Annotated in this window: 18 protein-coding genes; 15 read left to right on the top strand and 3 right to left on the bottom strand. The window is 39.5% G+C overall.

Features of this window, described 5'->3' with window-relative positions:
• The first annotated feature begins 86 nt into the window (after nucleotides 1-86).
• The gene (purL, locus tag KO529_RS11595; protein ID WP_215948048.1) at nucleotides 87-3,779 is read left to right on the top strand and encodes a phosphoribosylformylglycinamidine synthase; all 3,693 of its coding nucleotides are present in this window, start codon (nucleotides 87-89) and stop codon (nucleotides 3,777-3,779) included.
• Nucleotides 3,776-4,228 (top strand): GNAT family N-acetyltransferase, encoded by a 453-nt coding sequence (locus KO529_RS11590; protein WP_215948047.1) that lies wholly within the window; start codon nucleotides 3,776-3,778, stop codon nucleotides 4,226-4,228. Before purL ends, KO529_RS11590 begins: the two co-directional genes overlap by 4 nt.
• 135 nt (nucleotides 4,229-4,363) lie before the next feature.
• Here the strand turns inward: KO529_RS11590 and KO529_RS11585 are convergent, their stop codons facing one another.
• On the bottom strand, nucleotides 4,364-5,473 hold the full coding sequence (locus tag KO529_RS11585) for a hypothetical protein (RefSeq protein WP_215948046.1): 1,110 nt from the start codon (nucleotides 5,471-5,473) through the stop codon (nucleotides 4,364-4,366).
• Nucleotides 5,474-5,959: 486 nt separating this feature from the next.
• Here KO529_RS11585 and KO529_RS11580 point away from each other — a divergent pair, with 486 nt between their 5' ends.
• The 7 genes from KO529_RS11580 (at nucleotide 5,960) to KO529_RS11550 (ending at nucleotide 15,204) form a co-directional block, all read left to right on the top strand.
• Nucleotides 5,960-7,732, top strand: coding sequence for an AMP-dependent synthetase/ligase (locus tag KO529_RS11580; protein ID WP_215948045.1), 1,773 nt, complete (start codon nucleotides 5,960-5,962; stop codon nucleotides 7,730-7,732).
• Nucleotides 7,733-7,868: 136 nt separating this feature from the next.
• Entirely contained in the window at nucleotides 7,869-8,300 is a 432-nt protein-coding gene (locus KO529_RS11575; protein WP_215948559.1) for a MarR family winged helix-turn-helix transcriptional regulator, read from the top strand.
• Between the two features lie 34 nt (nucleotides 8,301-8,334).
• The gene (locus tag KO529_RS11570) at nucleotides 8,335-10,725 is read left to right on the top strand and encodes a 3-hydroxyacyl-CoA dehydrogenase/enoyl-CoA hydratase family protein (RefSeq protein ID WP_215948044.1); all 2,391 of its coding nucleotides are present in this window, start codon (nucleotides 8,335-8,337) and stop codon (nucleotides 10,723-10,725) included.
• Nucleotides 10,726-10,760: 35 nt separating this feature from the next.
• Nucleotides 10,761-11,141: a four helix bundle protein gene (locus KO529_RS11565; RefSeq protein ID WP_215948043.1), complete on the top strand. Its 381-nt coding sequence runs from the start codon at nucleotides 10,761-10,763 to the stop codon at nucleotides 11,139-11,141.
• A gap of 37 nt (nucleotides 11,142-11,178) precedes the next feature.
• Nucleotides 11,179-12,372, top strand: a complete 1,194-nt coding sequence (locus tag KO529_RS11560) for an acetyl-CoA C-acyltransferase (RefSeq protein WP_215948042.1) — start codon at nucleotides 11,179-11,181, stop codon at nucleotides 12,370-12,372.
• Between the two features lie 80 nt (nucleotides 12,373-12,452).
• Nucleotides 12,453-14,261 (top strand): acyl-CoA dehydrogenase family protein, encoded by a 1,809-nt coding sequence (locus KO529_RS11555; RefSeq protein WP_215948041.1) that lies wholly within the window; start codon nucleotides 12,453-12,455, stop codon nucleotides 14,259-14,261.
• Between the two features lie 505 nt (nucleotides 14,262-14,766).
• Nucleotides 14,767-15,204 carry a response regulator gene (locus tag KO529_RS11550; RefSeq protein WP_215948040.1) on the top strand — a complete coding sequence of 146 codons (438 nt, stop codon included), beginning with the start codon at nucleotides 14,767-14,769 and terminating at the stop codon, nucleotides 15,202-15,204.
• A gap of 154 nt (nucleotides 15,205-15,358) precedes the next feature.
• On the opposite strand, the gene KO529_RS11545 is transcribed toward KO529_RS11550, so the two are convergent.
• Together KO529_RS11545 and KO529_RS11540 are read right to left on the bottom strand one after the other, a co-directional pair.
• The gene (locus KO529_RS11545; protein ID WP_215948039.1) at nucleotides 15,359-17,845 is read right to left on the bottom strand and encodes a PAS domain S-box protein; all 2,487 of its coding nucleotides are present in this window, start codon (nucleotides 17,843-17,845) and stop codon (nucleotides 15,359-15,361) included.
• Nucleotides 17,846-17,850: 5 nt separating this feature from the next.
• Nucleotides 17,851-18,297 carry a response regulator gene (locus tag KO529_RS11540; protein WP_215948038.1) on the bottom strand — a complete coding sequence of 149 codons (447 nt, stop codon included), beginning with the start codon at nucleotides 18,295-18,297 and terminating at the stop codon, nucleotides 17,851-17,853.
• 290 nt (nucleotides 18,298-18,587) lie between these two features.
• Here KO529_RS11540 and KO529_RS11535 point away from each other — a divergent pair, with 290 nt between their 5' ends.
• The 6 genes from KO529_RS11535 (at nucleotide 18,588) to KO529_RS11510 (ending at nucleotide 26,049) form a co-directional block, all read left to right on the top strand.
• Complete coding sequence (locus tag KO529_RS11535; RefSeq protein ID WP_215948037.1) at nucleotides 18,588-19,076, top strand: hypothetical protein; 489 nt, start codon at nucleotides 18,588-18,590, stop codon at nucleotides 19,074-19,076.
• Between the two features lie 48 nt (nucleotides 19,077-19,124).
• On the top strand, nucleotides 19,125-20,828 hold the full coding sequence (locus KO529_RS11530; protein WP_215948036.1) for a phytoene desaturase family protein: 1,704 nt from the start codon (nucleotides 19,125-19,127) through the stop codon (nucleotides 20,826-20,828).
• 45 nt (nucleotides 20,829-20,873) lie between these two features.
• Nucleotides 20,874-21,557 (top strand): SGNH/GDSL hydrolase family protein, encoded by a 684-nt coding sequence (locus tag KO529_RS11525; RefSeq protein WP_252734381.1) that lies wholly within the window; start codon nucleotides 20,874-20,876, stop codon nucleotides 21,555-21,557.
• A 181-nt stretch (nucleotides 21,558-21,738) separates the two neighbouring features.
• Nucleotides 21,739-22,746 carry a glycosyltransferase family 2 protein gene (locus tag KO529_RS11520; protein ID WP_215948034.1) on the top strand — a complete coding sequence of 336 codons (1,008 nt, stop codon included), beginning with the start codon at nucleotides 21,739-21,741 and terminating at the stop codon, nucleotides 22,744-22,746.
• Nucleotides 22,747-22,876: 130 nt separating this feature from the next.
• A complete protein-coding gene (locus KO529_RS11515; protein ID WP_215948033.1) occupies nucleotides 22,877-24,799 on the top strand; it encodes a BatA domain-containing protein in 1,923 nt (640 codons plus the stop codon).
• On the top strand, nucleotides 24,796-26,049 hold the full coding sequence (locus tag KO529_RS11510) for a dihydroorotase (protein WP_215948032.1): 1,254 nt from the start codon (nucleotides 24,796-24,798) through the stop codon (nucleotides 26,047-26,049). Before KO529_RS11515 ends, KO529_RS11510 begins: the two co-directional genes overlap by 4 nt.
• The last annotated feature ends 11 nt before the right edge of the window (nucleotides 26,050-26,060 follow it).

Below are 26,060 nucleotides of genomic sequence, written 5' to 3'. Positions count from 1 at the left end.
TCCAAAACTGTTAACTATTCTAATGAAAAATTACACATTAAAACCGTAAATTTGCACCTTTCTCAACCTTACAATTTACATATTAGATGATTCATTTCTTCGGAGACCTTAGCACTAAGATATTTGCGGTACAAACCAAAAACGACCTGACCCAGGAAGATAGCGTAAAACTTACGTGGTTGTTTGGCAACCAACCTAAGTTAACCGCGGCGTCATTGGACGCCTTTTTTGTTGGCCCCAGGGCAGCCATGATTACCCCATGGAGCACTAATGCTACAGAGATAACCCAAAATATGGGGATCTCGGGTATTATTAGAATTGAGGAGTTTACTGCAGTAGACCAAGATGAAAAAGGGTTCGACCCTATGCTTTCCCAAAAATATAGTGGCCTTTCGCAAGATATTTTTAAGGTTGATGTAATGCCCGCCCCTATTCTGGAAATAGTAGATATTGCCCAATATAATGAACAGGAAGGATTGGCTCTTAGTGAGGAAGAAGTTGTCTATCTAGAGCAAGTCTCCGAAAAAATTGGCCGTAAACTCACAGATTCCGAGGTGTTTGGCTTTAGTCAAGTGAATTCTGAACATTGTAGGCATAAAATTTTTAATGGGACCTTTGTTATAGACGGAGTAGAAAAGCCGTCATCACTTTTTAAGCTTATCAAAAAAACATCGCAGGAACATCCTGGGGATATAGTCTCCGCTTATAAAGATAACGTGGCCTTTCTAAAAGGCCCCAAGGTGGTGCAATTTGCCCCCATAAGTGCTGACAAGCCAGATTTCTACCAAGAAAAACCTTTTGAATCGGTTATTTCCCTAAAGGCTGAAACCCATAACTTCCCAACCACTGTAGAACCTTTTAATGGGGCTGCCACAGGGGCTGGAGGTGAAATTAGGGACCGTTTGGCAGGAGGCAAAGGTTCTTTGCCTTTGGCAGGAACTGCGGTTTATATGACCGCCTATTCCCGCTTGGAAGAAAACAGACCTTGGGAAAAAGGAATGCCAGAAAGGAATTGGTTGTACCAGACCCCAATGGATATTTTAATAAAAGCATCCAATGGTGCTTCCGATTTTGGAAATAAATTTGGTCAACCTTTAATTGCTGGATCCGTACTTACTTTTGAACATGATGAGGCCACTGAACCATCAGCAACAGGACTGGACAGAAAATTAGGGTATGACAAAGTAATTATGCAGGCCGGGGGTATTGGTTATGGCAAGGCGGAACAGGCTTTAAAAGACATCCCTAAAACAGGTGATAAAATTGTAATCCTAGGAGGCGACAACTATCGCATTGGGATGGGTGGTGCGGCAGTATCCAGTGCAGATACGGGAGAATTTGGGGCTACTATAGAACTCAACGCCATCCAGCGTTCCAATCCCGAGATGCAAAAAAGGGCTGCGAATGCCATAAGAGGAATGGTAGAGAGCGACCATAACCCTATTGTTTCCATACACGATCACGGTGCAGGCGGACACTTAAATTGTCTCTCTGAACTGGTCGAGGAGACGGGAGGAAAAATAGATATGGACAAACTCCCCATCGGAGATCCTACCCTATCGGCAAAAGAAACTATCGGGAACGAATCCCAAGAGAGAATGGGACTGGTAATCGGGAAAAAGGATGTTGATATGTTGCACCGAATCGCGGATCGGGAACGTTCGCCCATGTATGAGGTTGGTGATGTTACAGGAGACAAGCGTTTTACCTTCAAATCGGCCACAACGGGAGAAAGTCCAATGGACTTGGAACTATCGGATATGTTTGGGAGCTCTCCCAAAACTGTAATGAACGATTCCACAATAACAAGAAAATATACGGCCCCGTCCTATTCCTTGGAACACTTCCACGATTATTTGGATCAAGTACTGCAATTGGAAGCTGTTGCCTCCAAAGACTGGCTTACTAACAAGGTAGACCGTTGTGTAGGTGGCAAGGTGGCCAAACAACAATGTGCAGGTCCTTTGCAGTTACCCTTGAACAATTGTGGTGTTATGGCATTGGACTATAAAGGAAAGGAAGGAATAGCCACTTCTATTGGCCACTCCCCTATTTCAGGATTGATCGACCCCTCAGCTGGAAGCAAAAACAGTATAGCAGAAGCATTGACCAATATTGTTTGGGCACCTTTAAAAGACGGTTTGGACTCGGTTTCACTTTCCGCCAACTGGATGTGGCCCTGCAAAAATCCCGGGGAGGACGCAAGGCTATATGAAGCTGTTCAGGCCATTTCGGATTTTGCCATCGGCCTGGGAATCAATGTCCCTACCGGTAAAGACTCCCTGTCCATGAAACAACGCTACAAGGACGCAGAAGTTATAGCCCCGGGAACTGTTATCATTTCCGCTGCTGGAAACTGTACCGATATTACCAAGGTAATAGAACCCGTGTTACAAAAAAATGGTGGGGATATATATTACATCAATTTATCCCAGGACTCTTATAAATTAGGCGGATCCTCCTTTGCCCAAATTTTGAATACCATTGGTGACGAAGCGCCTACTATAAACAATACCGATAATTTTAAGAACGTATTCAATACGCTACAAGGTTTAATACTAAACGGACAAATTCTTGCCGGACACGATGTAGCTTCGGGCGGATTGATTACCACACTTTTGGAACTTTGCTTTGCCGACCTGGATTTGGGCGCCACATTGGATTTGACAGCCATAGGTGAATCCGATACCATTAAATTATTGTTTTCAGAAAATGCGGGAATCGTTTTTCAAGCTAAGGACAACACGGTAGAAAAGGTATTGGCCAATGCAGGAATTGAGTATTTCAAAATTGGATCGGTAAACACAACAGCTACCCTGACCATAAAAAATCAGGGTATGGAAATGGGACTAAATATTAATTCGTTGCGTGATACCTGGTTTAAAACGTCCTATCTATTGGACCGTAGGCAAACCGCCAACAACTTGGCCAAAGACCGTTATACCAATTACAAAAATCAGCCCCTAACCTACTCTTTTCCAGCCTATTTTAATGGTAAGTTGCCACCTAAGGCCAATGCACGTCCAAAAGCAGCCATCCTGCGTGAAAAAGGCAGTAACTCGGAACGCGAAATGGCCAATGCCATGTACTTGGCCGGTTTTGATGTTAAGGACGTTCATATGACCGACCTAATATCCGGAAGGGAAACCTTGGAAAATATCCAATTTATAGGTGCAGTAGGCGGGTTCTCAAACTCAGATGTACTGGGAAGTGCCAAAGGTTGGGCAGGAGCCTTTAAATACAACGAAAAGGCCAATACTGCATTAAAGGATTTCTTTGCCAGACCCGATACCCTTTCCATAGGTATTTGTAACGGTTGTCAACTATTTATGGAATTGGAATTGATTAATCCGGAGCACGCCGAACACGGTAAAATGACCTTTAATGATTCCCATAAACACGAAAGCGGATTTACTTCCGTGACGGTTCAAAAGAACAATTCCATTATGCTTTCAAGTTTGGAAGGAGCCAATTTGGGGGTTTGGATATCCCATGGTGAAGGAAAATTTAAATTGCCGCTTACCAAGGATAATTACAATATAGTAGCCAATTATGGTTACGAAGGTTATCCGGCAAACCCTAATGGCAGTGATTTCAATACCGCAATGTTATGTGACACCTCTGGCCGACATCTAGTGACAATGCCCCATATAGAGCGTTCCATTTTCCAGTGGAACTGGGCACATTATCCTGCAGGCAGAAAAGATGAGGTTTCACCATGGTTGGAGGCATTTGTAAATGCCAGAAAATGGTTGGAAGTGCATAATGGACAGTCATGACCTTTAGAAGAGCTACCAAGGAAGACCTGCCGGCAATAATAGAAATGATCGCCAATGATGCCTTAGGCCAATTGCGGGAGAGGTATGAGGACCCGCTTCCCAAAGAGTACTATAGTGCGTTTGAAAGAATTGATAGGGACAATAATCAAGAACTGATTGTTATGGAGAATTCCGAAGGCGAAGTTGTGGCTTCTTTTCAATTGAGTTTTCTCCAATACCTAACCTATGTAGGCGGCATCCGTTGCCTTGTAGAAAATGTCCATGTAAGGGAAAATCAAACGGGTAAGGGAATTGGCAAACGAATGTTTCAATGGATTATAGTGAGGGCAAAAGAGAAAGGAGTTCATTTGATACAGCTAACCTCCAACAAATTACGGCCCAATGCTATTCGATTTTATGAAGGCATCGGGTTCAAAGCTACCCATGAAGGATTTAAACTACATCTGTAATTCCACAAACAAAAATCCCTTGGAAAGAAGTTGGATAAAATTGCCTTTTTTGCAATTTTGACCTTAACTACCTTGCAAGGGATCTACTATTAATAAGACATCCGTTACACCGCTAAGCGATGATCTTACATCTCTTTATTTTTTGGAATAATCCGCATGAATTGCCTTATCGAAAGCTTCCCAATGTTCGGGTTTCATTCTTTCTGGTGTAAAAAGACAGATTCCAGCAGCACCGTTTTCCATTGAAGTTCTAATTGCCGTCTCAATTTCAGATGGCAATAACCCGTGATTTTCAGGGTCATTTTCCTTTGTTTTGTTCTCCGGGTTTGGACATATGAAAAGTCCACTGAAAATAGGCTTTTCACCATTAACGGATGCCACTTCCTCCTTGGTTATTTCCCCAACCCATTCCGGACTCTTCAAATAAAAATCGTTATAATTCATAGGATAAAAGGCATCCAAGTCCCATTTGTTCCATTCCTGTCTAACCATTTTCATTGCGTTGCTAGGACCCGGAAAAACCGCAGCATTTATCTTTTTACCCTTTTCATGGACTACCTTGGCCAAACGATTTACGATACTGGTTATTAAATCATACCTAAATTGCTTCCATTCCTGCACTTGTGATGGATCTTCAACCTCCTTTATATCTATTCCGGATTTCTCTTTAAAATCGCCTACACATTTGTCACAATAGCAGTAATCGGCCACAGGATACTCCTCGTTCATCACAAGTCCATATTTATCCCAAAGGCCTTCCGCCAATATTACATCCGGAAAACGGATATAGTCCAAATGTATCCCATCTACTTCTTCTACCGCGGCAATATTTCCGTATAATTCCGACAAAAAGTTAAACGAACCCTCTTTATTGGGGCACAGAAATTTATAATATGAAACGTAGGCTGGTTTATCAAAAGCTGAATCTCCATTTCTATTTATTGCATATAGTTCCTTGGGTAATTTAGGATTATCACCTTGTACCATGGTAGGTACCCACGTATGGAATTCCATTCCTGCATCCTTTACCAATTTACCTACCCGCTTATAGGTTTCCGGATCATGTCCACCGTTGTACATTAGCCCATCTATCCCCTTTTCCTTATAATTCTTAAAGGTTGCCATTAATTCTTGATCTGTGGCCTCCCCAGGACCACCGGTCCACGCATATACAGGAATTTTGGATTTTTCGGCGCAGGAAATCATGGTAAAAATAACTACTGCCGTTACAAAAAGCTTTTTCATTGGTTTAGTTTATTTATTAATAATAATTACATAAAAGTCACATATACGCTTCAGATATCATCAAAAAAAATGTTGAACCGTTTATTTAGCAATATGATGCATTAAAGATTGAACTTAATCATTTTGTAGCTTCCCAGCTATAAATCTTAGCTAAGTAACCTCGGAATTAATACAAACAACATTATTATGCCTCAGAATTAATTCTACTTGGGGATACACTAATAAGGGCAAATCTTTACCAATATTCTTGAAATCTTATTCCAAAATGATCAAAAATCAGGTCTAATTCAAGACTCTTAAGGATGAAAAACACTAATTTAAAATATCCCGATTACAACTCCCCAGTCCATATAAACAAAGCCAAAGAGATACAAATTATAGGAGATAAAATGAAGACTCCATAATTTTTTTACATTTTTTATACGAATGTGATTTTAAAATACCGTTCCCTTTTCTTAATTTGCGATTACGAACAGCAAATTAAATATGCAAGAAATCACCCGCCTTTTTGATTTTCCTTACTATCAATTAGAGAAATTCAATTTAAAAAAATCACTGGTTACAAAGTATAATGGAGAATGGGTATCAACATCTACCCAAGAATATATAGACAAGGCAAATGCTATCAGCAGGGCTTTGTTGCGATTAGGGGTAAAACCCAATGATAAAATTGCCCTTATTTCCATGACCAACAGAACGGAATGGAATATAATGGATATTGGAATACTACAGTTAGGCGCCCAAAATGTGCCTATCTACCCTACTATATCGGAAGAAGATTACGAATATGTGCTAAACCATTCAGAAGCCAAATATGTTTTTGTTTCCTGTACGGAAGTTTATAACAAGGTTAATGCCGTAAAAGCGAATACACCACATTTAAAGGATGTATACTCTTTTGATGTACTTGATAACTGCAAAAATTGGAGCGAAATCTTGGAATTGGGTGCGGATACCTCCAACCAAAATGAAGTTGAAAAACTCAAAGATAAGGTTAAGCCAGATGATTTGGCCACCTTGATTTATACCTCAGGGACCACTGGCCGACCAAAAGGAGTGATGCTCACCCACAACAATGTGGTGTGCAATGCCATAGAAAGTTCTAAGCGCTTGCCGATAGATTATGGCAATACCACATGTTTAAGCTTTTTGCCCGTCTGCCATATCTACGAAAGAATGATGGTTTATCTGTATCAATACGCTGGGGTCACCATTTATTTTGCCGAGTCTATGGACAAAATAAGCGAAAATCTAAAGGAGTGCGCTCCCCATGTAATGACTGCGGTTCCACGATTATTGGAAAAAGTATACGATAAAATCATCGCCAAGGGAACGGCACTTACCGGTATTAAAAGAAAATTATTCTTCTGGGCCGTTGAAGTCGGATTAAAATATGAACCATACGGCCAAAACGGTTGGTGGTACGAACAAAAATTGGCACTTGCCAGAAAATTAATTTTCAGCAAGTGGAAGGAGGGCCTTGGAGGTAATCTTTCCTTAATATCTTCAGGTAGCGCTGCATTACAACCTAGGTTGGCACGTATTTTCAATGCTGCTGAATTTGGGGTCATGGAGGGTTATGGCCTTACGGAAACCTCCCCTGTAGTTTCCGTGAACGATATGAGGGATGGCGGATTTAAAATAGGGACCGTTGGAAAATTATTGGCTAATACAGAGGTGAAAATTGCAGAAGACGGTGAAATATGCGTTAAAGGGCCACAAGTAATGTTAGGTTATTACAAGGATGCTGAAAAAACAGCTGAGGTCATAAAGGATGGATATTTTCATACCGGGGATATAGGTGAAATTGATGCCGATGGATTTCTCAAGATCACAGATAGAAAGAAAGAGATGTTCAAAACATCCGGAGGTAAATATGTTGCTCCCCAATTATTGGAGAACAGGTTTAAGCAATCCAGATTTATAGAGCAAATAATGGTTATAGGTGAAGGTGAAAAGATGCCAGCGGCCTTGATACAACCAGATTTTGAATTTCTACGCGATTGGGCAAAAATGCACGATATGGAGGTTAGCGACAATAAAAAAATGGTCCTAAATGAAAAAGTAATTGCAAGGTTCCAAGAAGAAGTGGATGCTGCCAATGAAAGTTTTGCCAAATGGGAAAAAGTAAAACAATTTAGACTAACGCCAGATGTTTGGAGTATAGAGGAAGGGCACCTTACGCCTACCATGAAATTAAAACGAAAAATTGTCAAGGAAAAATATTTGGACCTATACAATGACATTTACGAGCATTAGTGGATTATCCAATACTAAATTTAAAACAGCTTCTGTAACAAGAAGCTGTTTTATTTTATAGGCCTCTTATTTTTTTTAAAATATATTATGCATGCATAATATATTTTTATATCTTTGGAAGAACCAACAAAACAACATGCAAGACATAACGATAGATTACGCGCTCCGAGCAACTTGGCAAGCGGTAACAAAGATGTATAATGAGGAGGCGCGGAAATTCAATAGTACAATGGCCGTAGGTTTTACATTATTGAGTATAGACCCCAAAACCGGCACTCCTTCGACAGCCCTTGGCCCAAAAATGGGTATGGAAGCCACGAGTCTATCGCGAATATTGAAAAGTATGGAGGAAAAGGGACTTATAGAACGTAGGCCCAACCCCAATGATGGTAGGGGTGTACTAATACACCTCACTGCTTTTGGTCTGGAAAAGAGGAAGGATTCAAAAGATGTTGTACTTCGTTTTAACGATGTGGTGAAGGCGCATGTACCCTCGGAGAAATTAAATACCTTTTTTGAGGTAACGGAGGTCATCAACAAATTAATTGCGGAAAAGAAAATTTATTAAAAAAGTTAAAAAACTAGTTAACACCTTTTTATTGATGAACAAACACATTAAAAAAGTAGCAGTTATTGGTTCAGGTATTATGGGAAGCGGCATAGCCTGCCATTTTGCCAATATAGGAGTGGAAGTATTGCTTTTGGATATTATACCACGTGAACTTAATGATAAAGAAAAAGCAAATGGCCTTACCCTAGAGGATAAGGTTGTTAGAAATAGATTGGTAAACGATTCTTTGGCCGCTGCATTAAAATCCAAGCCCTCCCCTATTTATCACCAAAATTTTGCCCAAAGAATCTCCACGGGGAATCTTGAGGACGACATTTCCAAGGTTGGACAGGTAGATTGGATCATTGAAGTGGTAGTAGAACGTCTGGACATCAAAAAAATAGTATTTGAAAAACTGGACAAGCATAGAAAACCAGGCACTTTAATTACTTCCAACACCTCGGGCATACCCATAAAATTTATGAGTGAGGGAAGAAGTGAAGATTTTCAAAAACATTTCTGCGGAACCCATTTTTTTAATCCGGCCAGATACTTAAAACTTTTTGAAATAATTCCTGGACCAAAAACTTCTACCGAAGTATTGGACTTCTTAAATGGCTATGGGGAGCAGTTTTTAGGCAAGACCTCAGTGATAGCCAAAGACACTCCGGCTTTTATAGGGAATAGAATAGGGACCTTTAGCATTATGAGTTTGTTCCATGCTGTAAAGGAAATGGACCTTACCGTTGAGGAAATAGACAAACTTTCAGGACCGGTAATAGGCAGGCCAAAATCGGCCACCTTCCGCACAGTAGACGTTGTTGGCTTGGACACTTTAGTGCATGTAGCCAATGGTATTGCCGAAAACTGTAAGGATGATGAAAGACGGGAGCAATTTACACTTCCGGATTTTATCGGAAAAATGATGGAAAACAAATGGTTCGGAAGTAAAACAGGGCAAGGTTTTTACAAAAAGGAAGGTCGGGAGATATTGGCCCTAGACCTTAACACCATGGAATACCGACCCAGCAAAAAGGCTAGTTTTGCCACTCTTGAACTCACCAAATCTATAGAAAATGTAATCGACCGATTTAAGGTCTTGGTAACCGGAAAGGACAAAGCAGGAGCCTTTTACAGAAAAAGTTTTTCTTCATTATTTGAATATGCGTCCAATAGGATTCCCGAAATAACAGGAGAATTATATAAGATAGATGACGCCATGAAAGCAGGTTTTGCCTGGGGACATGGTCCCTTTCAAATTTGGGATGCCATAGGTGTTGAAAAAGGAATTGAAATGATGAAGGCCGAAGGCTTTCAACCGGCAGCCTGGGTTACCGAAATGATATCCTCTGGAAATAAGTCGTTCTATACTATTAAAGACGGGGCTACTTATTATTACGACATCCCTAAAAAGTCGATGGAGAAAATACCTGGTCAGGATTCCTTTATCATTTTGGACAATATTAGAAAATCCAATGAGGTATGGAAAAACTCCGGTGTTGTTATTGAAGATTTGGGCGATGGCATATTGAATGTGGAATTCCAGTCCAAAATGAACACCATTGGTGGCGATGTTTTGGCCGGACTGAACAAGGCCATCGATTTGGCCGAAAAAGACTTTCAAGGTCTGGTGGTGGGCAACCAAGCCCCTAACTTCTCTGTTGGCGCCAATATTGGAATGATATTTATGATGGCCGTAGAACAGGAATACGATGAGCTTAATATAGCCATAAAGATGTTTCAGGATACCATGATGCGTATGCGTTACTCGGCCATTCCTACAGTTTCGGCACCACACGGGATGACCTTGGGCGGAGGTTGCGAGTTGTCTTTACATGCCGATAAGGTTGTTGCCGCAGCTGAAACCTACATGGGACTGGTAGAATTCGGAGTTGGGGTTATACCAGGAGGTGGCGGTTCCAAGGAAATGGCCTTAAGAGCGTCGGATACCTTTAAAAAAAATGATGTAGAGCTCAATGTACTTCAAGAGTATTTCCTCACCATTGGAATGGCAAAAGTTTCAACATCTGCTTACGAGGCCTTTGATATGGGAGTACTTGAAAAAGGGAAAGATATAGTCGTCGTAAACAAAGACCGACAAATTGCAACGGCAAAAGCCTACGCCAAACTTATGGCAGAACAGGGCTACACCCAACCTCCCAAGAGAAAAGACGTTAAGGTGCTTGGAAAACAAGCCCTTGGAATGTTTTTGGTAGGAACGGATGCCATGGAAGACAGCAATTATATAAGTGAACACGACCATAAGATTGCCAACAAATTAGCCTATGTAATGGCCGGGGGAGACTTGTCGGAGCCAACTATGGTTACAGAGCAATATCTTTTGGATCTGGAACGGGAAGCTTTCCTATCCCTATGTACGGAACGAAAAACCTTGGAACGCATACAACATATGTTAAAGACAGGGAAACCGTTGCGGAATTAAGGTAATAGACGACTAGACCCTAGAGACTAGACCAAATGGGACGACATAATTTTAAGAAATTGAAAATATGGCAAGAGGGAATGAATCTTGTAAGTGAAAACTATAAACTGACAAAAACATATCCAGATTTTGAAAGGTTTAATTTAATCAGTCAAATGAACAGATGTGCAGTCTCCATTCCATCAAATATATCTGAAGGTTCAAGTAAAAGTACAAATAGGCATTTTATAAAATATTTAGAGAATAGTCTGGGGTCAGCTTTTGAATGGGAAACTCAATTAATTGTTTCTCATAATGAAAATTATTTAGACAAAGAAAAGTTCGAAGAACTTGAAAATAAAATTTTACAAATTCAAAAAATGATTGCCTCCTTTACAGATAATCTAGGCAATCAAAGTCTAGACTCTAGTATCTAGCAGTCTAAACTCTCATTATCAAAACAAAAATAGAAATATGAACAAACAAGCCTTTATAGTAAAAGCATATAGGACTGCAGTAGGAAAAGCTCCAAAAGGTGTTTTCCGTTTTAAAAGAACGGATGAGTTGGCTGCCGAAACCATAGCGTATATGATGAATGAGTTGCCGCAATTGGATAAAAAACGCATTGATGACGTTATTGTTGGAAATGCAATGCCCGAAGGTTCCCAAGGTCTTAACATGGCTCGATTAATATCCTTAATGGGGCTTAATATTGTTGATGTACCAGGGGTTACTGTAAATAGATTTTGCTCCTCTGGAATAGAAACTATCGGTATTGCCACCGCAAAAATCCAAGCAGGTATGGCCGACTGTATCATTGCTGGTGGTGCAGAAAGCATGAGTGCGGTTCCCATGACCGGATATAAAACAGAACTCAACTACGACTTGGCAAAGGCAGGACACGAAGATTATTACTGGGGTATGGGAAATACTGCGGAAGCGGTGGCCAAACAATTCAATGTATCCCGTGAGGACCAGGACGAGTTTGCCTATAATTCACATATGAAAGCGCTTAAGGCGCAGGCAGAGGATCGTTTTCAAAGTCAGATCGTACCCATTGAAGTGGAACAGATCTACGTTGATGATAATGGAAAGAAAGCTACTAAAAAATACACGGTAACCAAAGATGAGGGACCACGAAAAGGAACCAGCAAGGAAGCCTTGGCAGGACTTCGACCTGTTTTTGCTGCAGGGGGAAGTGTTACTGCTGGGAATTCCTCACAGATGAGCGACGGAGCTGCTTTTGTATTGGTCATGAGCGAGGATATGGTAAAAGAGTTAAAATTGGAACCTATTGCCAGATTGGTCAACTATGCCGCTGCCGGAGTTGAACCAAGAATCATGGGAATTGGCCCTGTAAAAGCAATTCCAAAGGCGCTAAAACAAGCTGGTCTTAAACAGAACGATATTGAATTGATCGAATTGAACGAAGCTTTCGCCTCACAGTCGTTGGCTGTAATCCGGGAACTTGGATTAAACAATGATATAGTCAATGTAAATGGGGGTGCAATTGCTCTTGGCCACCCATTGGGCTGTACCGGAGCCAAGTTGTCCGTTCAACTTTTTGATGAGATGAGAAAGAGAGATATGAAAGGTAAATATGGCATGGTGACCATGTGCGTAGGTACTGGTCAGGGTGCAGCTGGGATTTATGAATTTTTAAATTAAAAATACAGGACATATATATGAAGGGATTACTATTTCAATATACCCTTCAATACATATAATAAAACTTAATAACACGAACAATGAGTACAGAAACAACAACTAAAGAAATATTGAGGGGTGGACAATTCCTTGTGAAGGAAACCAATTGTGAGGATATTTTTACGCCTGAGGATTTTTCCGAGGAGCAAAAAATGATGCGCGACTCCGTTATTGAGTTCAACGATCGGGAGATTGTGGCCAATAGAGATCGATTCGAAGCCAAGGATTATGCCCTAACACAGGAAGTAATGACCAAGGCGGGAGAAATGGGCTTTTTAGGTGTTGCCGTTCCTGAAGCGTATGGCGGATTGGGAATGGGCTTTATTTCTACCATGATCGTTTGCGAATATATTTCTAGCGGAAGTGGTTCTTTTAGTACAGCATTTGGTGCACATACCGGTATTGGGACCATGCCCATTACGTTATACGGTACTGAAGCCCAAAAGCAAAAATATGTCCCCAAATTGGCCACTGGTGAATGGTTCGGCGCTTATTGTTTAACGGAACCAGGCGCAGGTAGTGATGCCAATTCTGGCAAAACCACTGCTACCCTTTCGGCTGACGGCAAGAGCTATAAAATCAATGGCCAAAAAATGTGGATTTCCAATGCCGGGTTCTGCAAATTGTTTATTGTTTTTGCACGTATAGAAAATGACAAAAATATCACCGGATTTATAGTTGAAAATGATCCTAGTAATGGTATTACTTTAGGGGAGGAAGAACACAAATTAGGAATTCGCGCCTCCTCTACCAGACAGGTATTCTTTAGCGATACGGTAGTTCCCGTTGAAAATATGCTTTCCGAGAGGGGAAATGGTTTTAAAATTGCCATGAATGCATTAAACATTGGACGTATTAAGTTAGCGGCCGCATGTTTGGATTCACAAAGGCGAATTACAACCAATGCTTTAAAGTATGCTACGGAACGTAAGCAGTTTAAAACAGCGATAGTAGATTTCGGGGCAATAAAATCAAAGTTGGCAGAAATGGCCACCAGTTTGTATGCTGGGGAAGCTGCCTCATACAGAGCTGCTAAAAATATTGAAGATCGTATTGCCATGCGAATGGCGGCTGGTAATAGCCATCAAGAAGCGGAGCTTAAAGGTGTAGAGGAATATGCCATAGAATGTTCCATATTAAAAGTTGCTGTATCCGAAGACGTGCAGAACTGCTCGGACGAGGGTATTCAAATTTTTGGTGGAATGGGCTTTTCAGAGGAAACCCCTATGGAAGCCGCCTGGAGAGATGCACGCATAGCCAGGATATATGAAGGCACCAATGAAATCAACAGAATGTTGTCCGTTGGCCTGTTGGTCAAGAAAGCCATGAAAGGTCATGTAGACCTGTTGGGCCCGGCTACGGCCGTAGGGAATGAACTAATGGGCATCCCCTCTTTTGACACTCCGGACTATTCAGAATTGTTGTCCGAAGAAAAAGAAATGGTTGCAAAGCTTAAGAAAGTATTCTTAATGGTGGCAGGATCTGCGGTCCAAAAATATGGACCCGCCCTAGATGAACATCAAATGTTACTGTTGGCCGCATCCAATATTTTAATAGAAATTTATTTGGCAGAATCTGCCATCCTAAGAACTGAAAAAAATGCAAAACGATTCGGGGAAGGAACTCAAAAAGAACAAATCGCCATGTCCAAATTGTACTTGTACAATGCTGTGGACACTGTTATAAAAAATGGTAAAGAGGCTATAGTTTCAATGGCTGAGGGTGATGAGCAACGTATGATGCTTATGGGCCTAAAACGGTTTACAAAATATACAAACCAACCCAATGTAGTTGAACTGCGTAATACAATTGCCGAAAAACTTAAGGCTGAAAACAAATATTGTTTTTAGTAAAGAGTAGCTAACTCAAGCTCATGCTTCTAAATGAAGCGAAACAAAGAACCGCTCTTTACAGAGCGGTTCTTTTATTTTAGGACCGCCGTTTATCTCCCATTAATACTTTCCACCTGTATTTCAAATGTGCTGATAACCAACCCAACAACTTCCTTTCCGTTTTATATACCAACAGAGGAGTAAGGTTGCCGTACCTATATAATCGGCCTATTCTCCGAATCCATTGTATTTATCCTGATTGACTCAAATATTTTTCGAGTTAATATTCAATTCATTTGACACATCCAATAATTAAAATTTCCTTAAATTTATGATTATGTGGCAATTAAACAGCTTATAAGACATTTTAGAGCCTTCCAAAGATTGAGAATGCTAAAATGAAAAACTTGTAAGCCAGGTTGAAATGGTGACAAACTATATGGTGATAATCAGGATTTAAGTTCATAAATCAGTTTATAATAAATATTCTTAGCCGGCAGTTAATCAATTAAAATATACAGTTATGAATCCTATTAACATTTTTCTAGCAGACGATGACCAAGATGATCGAGAACTTTTTATGGACGCTTTGTCCGAATTACCTATTGAAACTTCGGTAAAACAATTTGAAAACGGCGTTGATCTAATGGCGGAATTGTACTCTGACCACCCCAAGCCAGACACCATTTTTTTAGACCTTCGAATGCCACTTATGGACGGATTTGAATGCCTAACGGATATCCGTAACATACCTGAATTATCAGAAATACAAATAATCATTTATTCCACATCCTATAATGAAAATGAAGTAGAACAACTGAAAGAGAGTGGGGCCAATCTTTACATTAAGAAACCCAACTCGTACAATCAATTAAAAACCGTCTTATATAAATCTCTGAAACCTATTCAAAATACAACCTCAAAAACCAATGACGATTTAAGTTTTATGGTTATTGTCTAGAATTACAGCAATTATACATAAGTTTTTACTTTTTTAATCCTATCGCCTATGTCAAATTTGGTGGACTGCGACCTTATTCCAATAAAGCGAACGGATATATTAATCACATTTTTGCCTTTTAGGTACAGCGTACAAAAGGCACAATTATCATCTTTTAGTCCTCTACGGGAAGATATATGTTAAAAGTAGCACCCTTGCCCAATTCACCCTGTGCCGTAATAACACCGTGATGATTCTCTACAATACGCTTTATTATAGCGAGTCCTATTCCTGTTCCTGGATATTCTGTCCTCCCATAAAGGCGCTGAAATAGTTCAAAGATCTTTTCACTGTATTCTTGTTCAAAGCCTATACCGTTGTCCGCAAATGTGATATGGCAATATTTAGTATCGTCATGAAAATTTTCGCCTTCCAATAAATTTCCGGGAACGTACTCGTTTTTTATAGTTACGTGGACAGGTTTTTCTGGTTTTGCAAACTTTAAAGAATTACTTAGCAAGTTATAGAAGAGCTGTTTAAATTGAAATGGAATTATGTTGACCATGCAAGTTTTATCTGTTTCGATAATGGCATTTTTCTGAAGAAGTTCTTCACTAAGGTCTTGTTTCACTTCCTCTATGATAAGATTAAGATTGGTTTTCTCAAAATCGCCCTCCATATTATGTGTTCGGGAATAGGCCAACAAATCGTCGATCAGCGTCTGCATCCTTTCTGCGGACAATTGCATCCTTTTAAATAGATATTTTCCATTTTCTGAAAGTGTATCGTGATCCTTTTCAATTATTCTGGAAGCAAACGTTTGAATTTTTCTTAATGGCTCCTGTAAATCATGGCTTGATATGTATGCAAAGGATTGGAGTTCCTTGTTCATTTTCTGCAGCTCAATGTTCTTTTGTTCCAGCTCGGCTTGCTTTTCCTTAAGTGCATCATCTGATTCTTTCTTGGCTGTAAGGTCATGGGTTACTTTTGAATATCCTATAACCTCATTTTTTTCATTATGCACTGCTGTAATTACCACGCTTGCCCAAAATAAAGTATTGTCCTTTCTTACGCGCCATCCTTCCTGTAATGCCTTGCCGTTTCTGGCAGCCAGGCCCAATAACCTTTTAGGAAGTCCACTTTTTCTATCTTCCTCCGTGTAAAAATTGGAAAAATTCTTACCTATTATCTCTTGAGCCTTATAGCCCTTAATTTTTTCTGCTCCTGTATTCCAGTTCTCCACAATTCCCTCGGGGTTCAAATAAAGTATTGCATAGTCCTGCACTTCCTCCACCATTAGGTGATAGCGCTGTTCGCTTTTTTTAAGCGACTCGTTTAATTCTACCAGCTCGGCAGTGCGTTCCTGAACTTGTTTTTCCAATTTATTAAGGAAAATTTTCTGTTCCTGAATATCCGTACTACTTCCTACCCACATTTGTATAATTCCGCCATCATTACGTTGTGGCTTTGCACGGCTCAACTGCCAACGGTATTCACCATCATGTCTTTGAAAGCGGTGCTCCAATAAAAAATCCTTACCGGTTGTAATGGCTTCTTCCCAAGTTTTAAAATTTCTTTTCCTATCGGCCGGATGCACCATCTGTAACCATCCTTTATTAATTAATTGATCCTGCGGCAATCCAGAAAATTCAAAAACTGATTGATTAAAATAATTCAAATTCCCTTTTGGATCTGCAGTCCAAACTAACTGGGGAAGCGAGTCTGCCAGTAATCTGAATTTTTTTTCACTTTCTTCTATTTTCTTGCGGGTAATTACTTGATCCGTAACTTCAATACCCAAAGCCATTATTCCTTCAATTTTCCCGGTAGTATCTAAAAGTGGTTCGAAGCTGAAGTTTAGATAAGCCATATTTAAATTCCCCTTTCTCATGATTTCCACAGGAAACTCTGAAGTAGAAAAAGAATTGCCAGTACTATAGACCTCGTCCAACAACTCTTTAATACCTTGTGACCTAAGTTCGGGCATTGCTTCCAAAATTGGTTGTCCCAATACTTCATCCTCCCTTCTCCCCCACATTTGCAGTGCAAGTGAATTGACCAATTCCGTAACATGGTCCTTACCTTGAAATATAGCTATCGATACAGGGGCTTGAGCAATCATTGTGCGAAGCCTACGTTCACTTTCTTGTAATTCCTTTTTGGTAATTACGGTTTCGGTAGTCTCTGTGCAGGTAACAACTACGCCATTTACCTTGCCATCATCATCAAAAGCGGCACTATAGCAGAATGTCCAATATATGTCCTCCATGCTCCCATTTCGGTGAAATGGCACCAATTGGTCACTATATGAAATAGGTTTGGCAGTAGTGACCACTTTACTGATCAAAGGGCCAATAAACTCCCATATCTCCGGCCAAACGTCCTTGCCCTTTTTTCCAATAGCCGGATGTTTTCCTTCTATCCCTAAACTTGGTCTGTACGCATCATTATAAAAGCAGATAAGCTCATCACCCCAAAAAAGAAACATGGGATAGGATGAGTGCAAAATTATAGCTAGGGTGGTACGCAAACTTACAGGCCAATTACTGATAGGGCCCAGAGAGGTGTTATTCCAGTCCATCTCCCTAATAAGCTCGCCCATGTGGCCACTATTCTCAAGGAACGAGAGATTATTTGCTTTATGGGTAGAATTCAATTTCATTTACTTTAAGGTTGTATCACAAATTCTTCTCTAGAGGCTTGTAATACTTCGTTTTGTTTGATCAAATCAATGGTCCTACCAATTACAGATTTGAGTGTAGAAAAATCGGCTGGTTTGCGAATGTAGTATTGCGCCCCTTTGCCGTATAATTGGTCCATGACATCAATATTGGAAGAAGTGGAATAAATTATTACAGGCAAATGTCTAAATTTTTCACTTTGTTTTATTTCCGATAAACACTCTGTTCCAGACTTTCGGGGCATGTTCAGATCCAGAAAGAGCACTTGTGGCAGATTGGGCAAATTATTTTCAAGAAAATCCATAAGCTCTACCCCATTGTTAACAGTTTTCAATGTTGCACACAATGAAAGCTCGTCCAAAGCTTCCTTAAAAAACATGCAATCGTCTTCATCATCGTCTGCAAGAAGTATTTGAAAGTCCCTATTGGCCACGTCCTATTGGTTTAGATATTGAAATTAACATTTGCCTCATTAATTCCTCATACGTAAAAATAAACAAAAATAAACGCCAATTGAATTTCCATTGAGATTGTTTATCACAGGTATATTCTTTAGATTCTTCTGGACTAAAAATATGGGACCTTTTATATATACTATTATTTTTGGCTTATCTTCCTTGCTTTTAAACGGAAAGGCTTATACCTTTAGGAACAAATGTGTGGTTTACACAAGTTTCATTTAGTTATGGCATTGCCAAGCACCACTGTACTTTAAAATGCCATATGACCAAATCCAAGACCCAAAGCCCCAAGGAATACCTCAATACCCTTATATTCATACATGCTGCATTGCTTATTGGAGTTTTGTTGTTTACCATTTTCATCTATGCAACGGGGGAAGGTTTTTTGATAGATTTCACAAAAGACAATAATGTTTTTGTATATCTTGTCCCAACCATTGCCATGTTGAGCTATTTTATAAGCAACTATGTGTTCGGTAAACAATTAAAGGACTTAACAAAACTTAACTCTTTAAAAGGTAAATTGGTACTATACCTACAGGCATCTGTGGTAAGATTTGCATTTATAGAGGGGGCAGCAATATTGAGTACTATTGCTTATAGGTTGAACAACCATATTTTTTATCTGGTTATTTCCTTACTTTTAATTCTTTATCTTTTTAAACTTAGACCCACCAAGAATAAGGTGATAAGCGATTTGGAATTAAAATTGGAGGACCAACAATTTTTCCAAAAAAAAACGAGGAAATAAAATAAAATTGGTCACTACTTATAGCTTGGCATATGCAACACCTATACAATGGACATCAAAAATAAAATATACAACGACATAGATACGATTATTATCGGCTCTGGGGCCGGCGGATTGTCTGCCGCCATTTGTCTATCAAAAGCAGGCCAGCGGGTATTGGTATTGGAACAACACGATGTTCCAGGTGGCTGGTGCCATAGCTTCTATTTAAATGGCCACCGTTTTTCTCCAGGAGTACATTATATTGGCCTGCTCGGGGAAGGAGAATCTACAAGAACCCTTTATGAAGGATTGGGGATAGCCAATGATCTGGTTTTCTTTAGAATGAACCCTAAGGGATATGAACACTGCTTTATTGGAAAGGAAAGAATTGACCTGCCCGGTAATTTTAATGATTTGAACACCTCGCTAGGGCAAAGGTTCCCTAAGGAAAAAAAGCGTATCTATAATTATTTGAAGTTGGTCAGGAATGTTTCCCGACAAATACAACTGATTCCCAAGATGAACGGTTTTTGGGACAATATCACTATTCCTTTTAGAACCAAGCATATGGGTAAGTATGCGCTTTTCAGCTTGAAGCGTGTTATCAACTGGCATATCAAGGACCCCCTACTTCAAAAAGTCCTAAATATACAATGGGGAGACCACGGATTGGCTCCTTCGCGGGCCAGTTTCCCTTTGCACTGCGCTGTTATGGACCATTATTTTAGCGGGGGATACTACCCCATGGGTGGCGGTGCTGCCATTGTAAAAGCCATGACCAGGTCACTGCAAAAAAATGGTGGAACCATCCGAACAAGCACAGCGGTAAAAAGCATTCTTTTGGAAGGGGATAAAAGGAAAAAAGCCATTGGGGTGGAATTGGAAAGTGGGGAGAAAATATTTGCGTCAAGAATCATTTCCAATGCTGACCCGGGAACAACCTATCTAAACTTGGTAAAAGAACAAAACCTAAGCACAAAACTTCGTAAAAAACTTAAAAAGACAAAGTATTCCTGTAGTTCCCTAATGCTTTTTCTAAGCGTTGATATAGACGTTCGAAAATTAGGAATGGATTCGGGAAATATATGGATGATGGATAACAGGGATATGGACAGCATTTACGAGGAGATGACCGCAGTTGATATTACTAGTGGCGACGTGTTTCCAGGTTTGTTCATAAGCTGTACAACGCTAAAAGACCCCACAAGTTTCGATGGAAAACACCACTCCCTGGAAGTTATTACTTATATTAATCCCGATTCGTTCTCCAAATTTAACGAAGAAGATAAACAACGGTCAAAGGAATATTTGGAATTCAAGGAAATATTGACCCATAAAATGATAAACACTTTGGAACGTGCCCTACCCGGTATTAGCGACCATATTGTTCATAAAGAATTGGGAACACCAATCACCAACAAGTACTATTTGAATAGTACCAATGGCAGCGTATATGGTACAGAAAAGAGTTTTGGGCAGATAGGTCCCTTTGCGTTTAGGGCTAAGAGCGAAATTGAAAATTTGTATATGTGCGGGGCAAGTATTCAATCCCATGGAGTGGCCGGTGCCAGTTATTCCGGGGTCCAAACGGCAGCTGTTATACTAAATTGCAGACAGGATGACCTGATAAAACCAGATAATTCCCAGAACATTAGGATCTTTGAAGCGGAGGACCATACTGACTATCCAACAGATATCCGACAAAAAATAAATTTGAGAAAAGCTCGATTGCTATCAAATGAAAAAAAATCAATGAAAATTCAAAACTAGTCCAAGTATTATTATTTTATAACCACTTTTACCAATATGAAAACCATGAAATTATCCATTGCCTTGTTTGTACTGACCATCTTTACCATGAATTCTAGTTTTTCCCAAGATTGGGCAAATCTAGAACGCTTTTCAGAAGACAATAAAAAAATAGGCCCACCTCTTGCCAATGAAAATCGTGTGGTATTTATGGGCAATTCCATTACCATAGGTTGGCTGAACAAAAGACCAGAATTTTTTGAGGGGAGACCTTACATCAACAGAGGTATTAGTGGGCAGACTACCCCACAAATGTTATTGCGTTTTAGACAGGACGTAATCGATTTAAATCCCAAAGTAGTGGTTATTTTGGCTGGAACCAATGATATTGCGGGAAACACAGGCCCTTCCACCCCCAAAATGATATTGGACAATATAAAGTCCATGGCAGAACTGGCAAAGGCCAACGGAATTAAAGTTATTATTTCATCCGTGCTCCCTGCCTATGACTACCCTTGGAGACCTGGATTAAATCCCAATGAAAAAATACCTGCATTGAACAAACTATTAAAAGAATATACAGAAGCAAATGGTCATATTTATTTGGACTATTTTACCGCTATGGCCGATGATAGAAACGGACTTCCCAAAAAATATGCGGACGATGAGGTTCATCCTACCCCAGCGGGTTATGCCGTAATGGAGCCCTTGGTGGAAGCAGCAATAAATAAGGCCTTACATCCCAATTAAACGTGGGATGACTCTCTATCCAATTGTTTCATTTCTCATTTCAAAACAACAAAAACTATACTTAAATACATCCGGCAGAAGTTTTATTGATTAATTGAAATACCGGGAAGTCCTCTAATTACAACTTCCATTGAGCAGCGAAGGATGCCCTCATAGCAAAATATATTTCTAATTTTGGCAAATGAACAAAAGTAGTACCAGCATCCTTATTCCTTTTAAGAATACCGCGGAATTTCTACCGGATTGCATGCAATCCATAATTGACCAAACATATGACGACTGGGAAATTTTGGCCGTAAATGACCATTCTACCGACAATAGCTTGGATATCATGCATTCGTATGCGCAAAAGGAAACCAGGATCAAAGTATTGAAAAATGAAGGCAAGGGAATAATTCAGGCCCTTAGAACAGCATATTCCCATTCCAAGGGCACTTATATAACCAGAATGGATTCTGATGACATTATGTCCCCAAACAAGTTGGAAATCATGGTCAATTCCCTTAAAGCCCATGGGCAGGGCCACCTAGCCCTAGGTAAGGTGAAATACTTTTCCAAAGATGGGGTTGGGGATGGTTACAAGAGTTATGAAAAATGGTTGAACCGCTTAACGGAAAAGGGATTAAATTATTCAGAAATATATAAGGAATGTGTAATACCCTCCCCTTGTTGGATGGTACATAGGAACGATCTGGAAAAGGCAGGGTCATTTTCTTCAAATCGTTATCCGGAAGATTACGACCTAGCATTCCGTTTTTATGAGCAGGGTCTGAAATGTGTACCAACCAATGAACTTCTTCACTATTGGCGCGATTATGGCCATAGGACTTCCAGAACTAGTGAACACTATGCCCAAAATTATTTCTTGGACATTAAACTTCATTATTTTTTACAACTAGACCATGATAACAAAAGCCCCTTAGTACTCTGGGGTGCAGGCAACAAAGGAAAAACTTTGGCCAAAAAACTTCTAAAAAAAAACATAGCGTTTACATGGGTTTGCAATAACTCCAACAAAATTGGATTGGATATTTATGGTAAAAGGATGGATCACTATTTGGAAATAAATAAACTTCAAAAAGCCCAGATCATAATTACCGTTGCCAACAAAGAAGCCCAGGAATTTATAAAAGACCATTTGTTGGCACAGGGAAAAAAAACTGTTCAAGACTTTTTCTTTTTTTGTTGAACTTGTAATTGCCCCACTTCTTTAAAGAATATCCTTGCTTTTACCGGTAACTTAATTAGTTCACAGATGGACAATAAATTTAAGACTGCCTCGAAATTCTTTTCTTATATTTGAAAAATTAAATTTAGGAATGCTGTTTAAACATCCGGAACTCCTTTGGGCCCTTTTACTTCTCCTTATTCCTATTTTCATTCATCTTTTCCAACTCCGTAGATTTAAGAAAACCCCATTTACCAATGTAAAAATCTTAAAAAAAGTAGTAGCGGAATCCAGAAAGAGCAACTCCTTAAAAAAGTGGCTACTTTTATTTACCCGCCTATTGCTCCTAACTGCACTAATTATTGCTTTTGCCCAACCCTTTATACCAGGAAAATCGGCGCTGAAAAGCAACGAAATAGTTATCTACCTTGATAATTCACTAAGTATGCAGGCCAAAATGGGAACTGCAACCTTATTGGAAAATATGGTGCAGGGGATACTAAAATCTGTTCCTGAAGAAAATATTTTCACTCTTTTTACCAATGATAAAATATTTCGGGAAGTTCGTATTGGCGACATCAAAAACGATTTGCTTGCCCTGCCCTATTCCAACAACCAATTACAGTTGAAAGAAATTAATTTAAAGGCCAAAACCTTATTCTCCGAAGCTGTAGGCGCACAAAAAGATCTAGTCCTGATTTCGGATTTTCAAAAGAGAATTGGTCCTTCCTCTACAGACTCGCTTCCAGACATAAACAGGCATTTGGTAAAAATGACACCGGAAAACCTTGTTAATATTTCAATCGATACTGTATTTATCAATAGTATTTCCTCAGAGAATTTAGATTTAAAAAGTATACTCTCTACCAACGCTGAATTGGACAACACTCCGGTTTCCCTGTATAATGGAGAAAAATTGATTGCAAAAACATCGGTTACCTTCAACAAGAATAAAAAGGGCGAGGTAATTTTTACCATTCCGGCGAACGAACTTATCAATGGCGAAATTTTGATTTCCGATTCAGGACTTAATTATGACAATCAACTTTACTTCAATTTGGCCAAGCAAGATAAAATCAAGGTATTATCCGTAGGGGATGCCGATAGTGATTTTTTAAGACGTATTTACGACAAGGAGGTGTTTCAGTATTCCAATTTAAGCCTAAAGTCTTTAAATTACAGCCTATTGGAGTCGCAAAATTTGATAATTCTCAACGAACTTAACGCTGTCCCCATAGCCTTGCAGAACGCCCTACAAGCCTTTAAAAATGCCGGAGGCAGTTTAGCGGTTATTCCAAGTGGCCAAGCTAATATGGAAAATTACAATTCCTTTTTAATGGGGCTTTCCAATACTATGCTAATTTCTTCGGTTATGGAAGAAAGAAAAATTAGTCAGATTGCTTTTGCCCACCCCTTGTATAAGAATGTATTCGAAAAAGAAGTAACCAACTTCCAATATCCCTCTGTCAATTCTTTTTACAGTATTAAATCGGCCAAGCCAAAAATCCTTTCTTACCAAAGTGGTGATCCATTTTTGGTAGGGGAAGACGGTACTTATTTATTTACGGCACCCATATCAAAGGAAAATTCAAATATTTTAAATTCTCCCTTAATTGTCCCAACCTTATACAACATGGGTATGGCAAGTCTTAAGATTCCCAGAATTTATGAAATGATAGGTAGTAAAACCTCTGTTGATATCCCAGTCAATCTTACAAAAGATCGGATTTTGAAAGTGTCTCAAAAAGATTTTGAATTTATTCCCTTTCAACAATCATTTACCAACAAAACCACCTTAACTTTTGATGATTATCCTGAGATTTCCGGGATATACAATATAACGGATGAAGGAAAGATAATTAAGAACATAAGTTTCAACTTTCCCAGGGAAGAAAGTCAGCTACATTATATGGACCTTGATGAACTTAATGCAAGTAGCAAAAACAACAATATTTCAGCCTTGTTCCAAAATATAGAAAAAGACAATAGCATCAACGAGCTTTGGAAATGGTTTGTTATTTTAGCATTAGCATTTATATTTATTGAAGTTCTTATACAAAAATTTCTGAAATGAACATACTTTTAAAATCTGCCAAGATAGTTGCTCCTAACAACAAGGAACTTCATTTAAAAAAACGTGATATTCTTATAAAAAAAGGGGTAATTGAAGATATTGCTACCAATTTGGATGTTCAAGGTAAGACAAAGCTTATCCAATTAAAGAATCTACATGTATCCCTCGGATGGTTCGATTCCAGCGTAAGTTTTGGTGAACCGGGATATGAGGAAAGGGAAACCATAGAAAATGGCCTATACACTGCGGCAAAGAGCGGTTTTACAGACATTGTCCTCAACCCCAATACCAATCCCCTCCCCGATAGCAGCTCCGATATTGTTTTTTTAAAGAATGCTTCCAAAAATGCAGCTACTACACTTCATGCTTTAGGAACATTGACCGTTAAGTCTGAAGGAGAAAGTTTGGCCGAACTATATGATATGAAAACTGCCGGTGCCGTAGGTTTTTATGATTATAAATTACCTTTAAGGAACTCTAACCTTCTAAAAATTGCCCTTCAATATGCCCATAATTTCAATGGCCTTGTACATTCTTTTCCTATGGATCTGCAGATTGCCGGAAAAGGAATTGTAAATGAAGGGGAAGTCTCCACAAAACTGGGTCTGAAAGGAATTCCCAATTTGGCCGAAGAGCTAAATATTGTGAGGGATCTGTTCATATTGGAATATACGGGAGGAAAACTGCACATCCCCACTATTTCAACTGCCAATTCCGTAAAACTCATTGCGGAGGCCAAAAAAAAGGGAATGGATGTTAGCTGCAGCGTAGCAGTACACAACCTATGCTTCACCGACGAGACCTTGGCAGAGTTCGATTCCCACTATAAATTGATGCCACCGCTCAGGATCCAATCGGACCGCAAGGCTTTGATAAAAGGATTAAAGGATGAGACCATAGATTTTGTTACCACAGACCATAGGCCTATGGATATTGAACACAAAAGAGTGGAATTCGATAATGCCTCGGACGGCACTATAGGTCTGGAAAGCGCTTTTGGAATGCTAAATCAGATTTTTGATCTTGATACCACCATTTCCCTCTTGACCAAAGGTCGCGAAAGATATGGCATTGAAACACCTAGTTTCAAAGTAGGTGAAAATGCAGCACTTACCCTTTTTGATCCCGATCAGGAATACACCTTTGAAGAGCAGGACATTTTATCCAATTCAAAGAATAGCTGCTTTTTGGGAAGTAAACTTAAAGGAAAGGTTTACGGAATTGTATCCAACAATCAAATAATTAACTAAATTTATAGGAA

This window comes from Arenibacter algicola, assembly GCF_018860365.1.
Lineage (GTDB): Bacteria > Bacteroidota > Bacteroidia > Flavobacteriales > Flavobacteriaceae > Arenibacter > Arenibacter algicola_B.
This window is presented reverse-complemented; position numbering and strand designations above follow the sequence as displayed.

What these genes read in the sequence shown, in the direction of transcription:
- KO529_RS11585 (WP_215948046.1), bottom strand. Translation starts at nt 5,473, where the DNA reads ATGAAAAAGCTTTTTGTAACGGCAGTAGTTATTTTTACCATGATTTCC.
- KO529_RS11575 (WP_215948559.1), top strand. Translation starts at nt 7,869, where the DNA reads ATGCAAGACATAACGATAGATTACGCGCTCCGAGCAACTTGGCAAGCG.
- KO529_RS11560 (WP_215948042.1), top strand. Translation starts at nt 11,179, where the DNA reads ATGAACAAACAAGCCTTTATAGTAAAAGCATATAGGACTGCAGTAGGA.
- KO529_RS11550 (WP_215948040.1), top strand. Translation starts at nt 14,767, where the DNA reads ATGAATCCTATTAACATTTTTCTAGCAGACGATGACCAAGATGATCGA.
- KO529_RS11590 (WP_215948047.1), top strand. Translation starts at nt 3,776, where the DNA reads ATGACCTTTAGAAGAGCTACCAAGGAAGACCTGCCGGCAATAATAGAA.
- KO529_RS11580 (WP_215948045.1), top strand. Translation starts at nt 5,960, where the DNA reads ATGCAAGAAATCACCCGCCTTTTTGATTTTCCTTACTATCAATTAGAG.
- KO529_RS11565 (WP_215948043.1), top strand. Translation starts at nt 10,761, where the DNA reads ATGGGACGACATAATTTTAAGAAATTGAAAATATGGCAAGAGGGAATG.
- KO529_RS11510 (WP_215948032.1), top strand. Translation starts at nt 24,796, where the DNA reads ATGAACATACTTTTAAAATCTGCCAAGATAGTTGCTCCTAACAACAAG.
- KO529_RS11570 (WP_215948044.1), top strand. Translation starts at nt 8,335, where the DNA reads ATGAACAAACACATTAAAAAAGTAGCAGTTATTGGTTCAGGTATTATG.
- KO529_RS11535 (WP_215948037.1), top strand. Translation starts at nt 18,588, where the DNA reads ATGACCAAATCCAAGACCCAAAGCCCCAAGGAATACCTCAATACCCTT.
- purL (WP_215948048.1), top strand. Translation starts at nt 87, where the DNA reads ATGATTCATTTCTTCGGAGACCTTAGCACTAAGATATTTGCGGTACAA.
- KO529_RS11545 (WP_215948039.1), bottom strand. Translation starts at nt 17,845, where the DNA reads ATGAAATTGAATTCTACCCATAAAGCAAATAATCTCTCGTTCCTTGAG.
- KO529_RS11525 (WP_252734381.1), top strand. Translation starts at nt 20,874, where the DNA reads ATGAAATTATCCATTGCCTTGTTTGTACTGACCATCTTTACCATGAAT.
- KO529_RS11530 (WP_215948036.1), top strand. Translation starts at nt 19,125, where the DNA reads ATGGACATCAAAAATAAAATATACAACGACATAGATACGATTATTATC.
- KO529_RS11520 (WP_215948034.1), top strand. Translation starts at nt 21,739, where the DNA reads ATGAACAAAAGTAGTACCAGCATCCTTATTCCTTTTAAGAATACCGCG.
- KO529_RS11555 (WP_215948041.1), top strand. Translation starts at nt 12,453, where the DNA reads ATGAGTACAGAAACAACAACTAAAGAAATATTGAGGGGTGGACAATTC.
- KO529_RS11515 (WP_215948033.1), top strand. Translation starts at nt 22,877, where the DNA reads ATGCTGTTTAAACATCCGGAACTCCTTTGGGCCCTTTTACTTCTCCTT.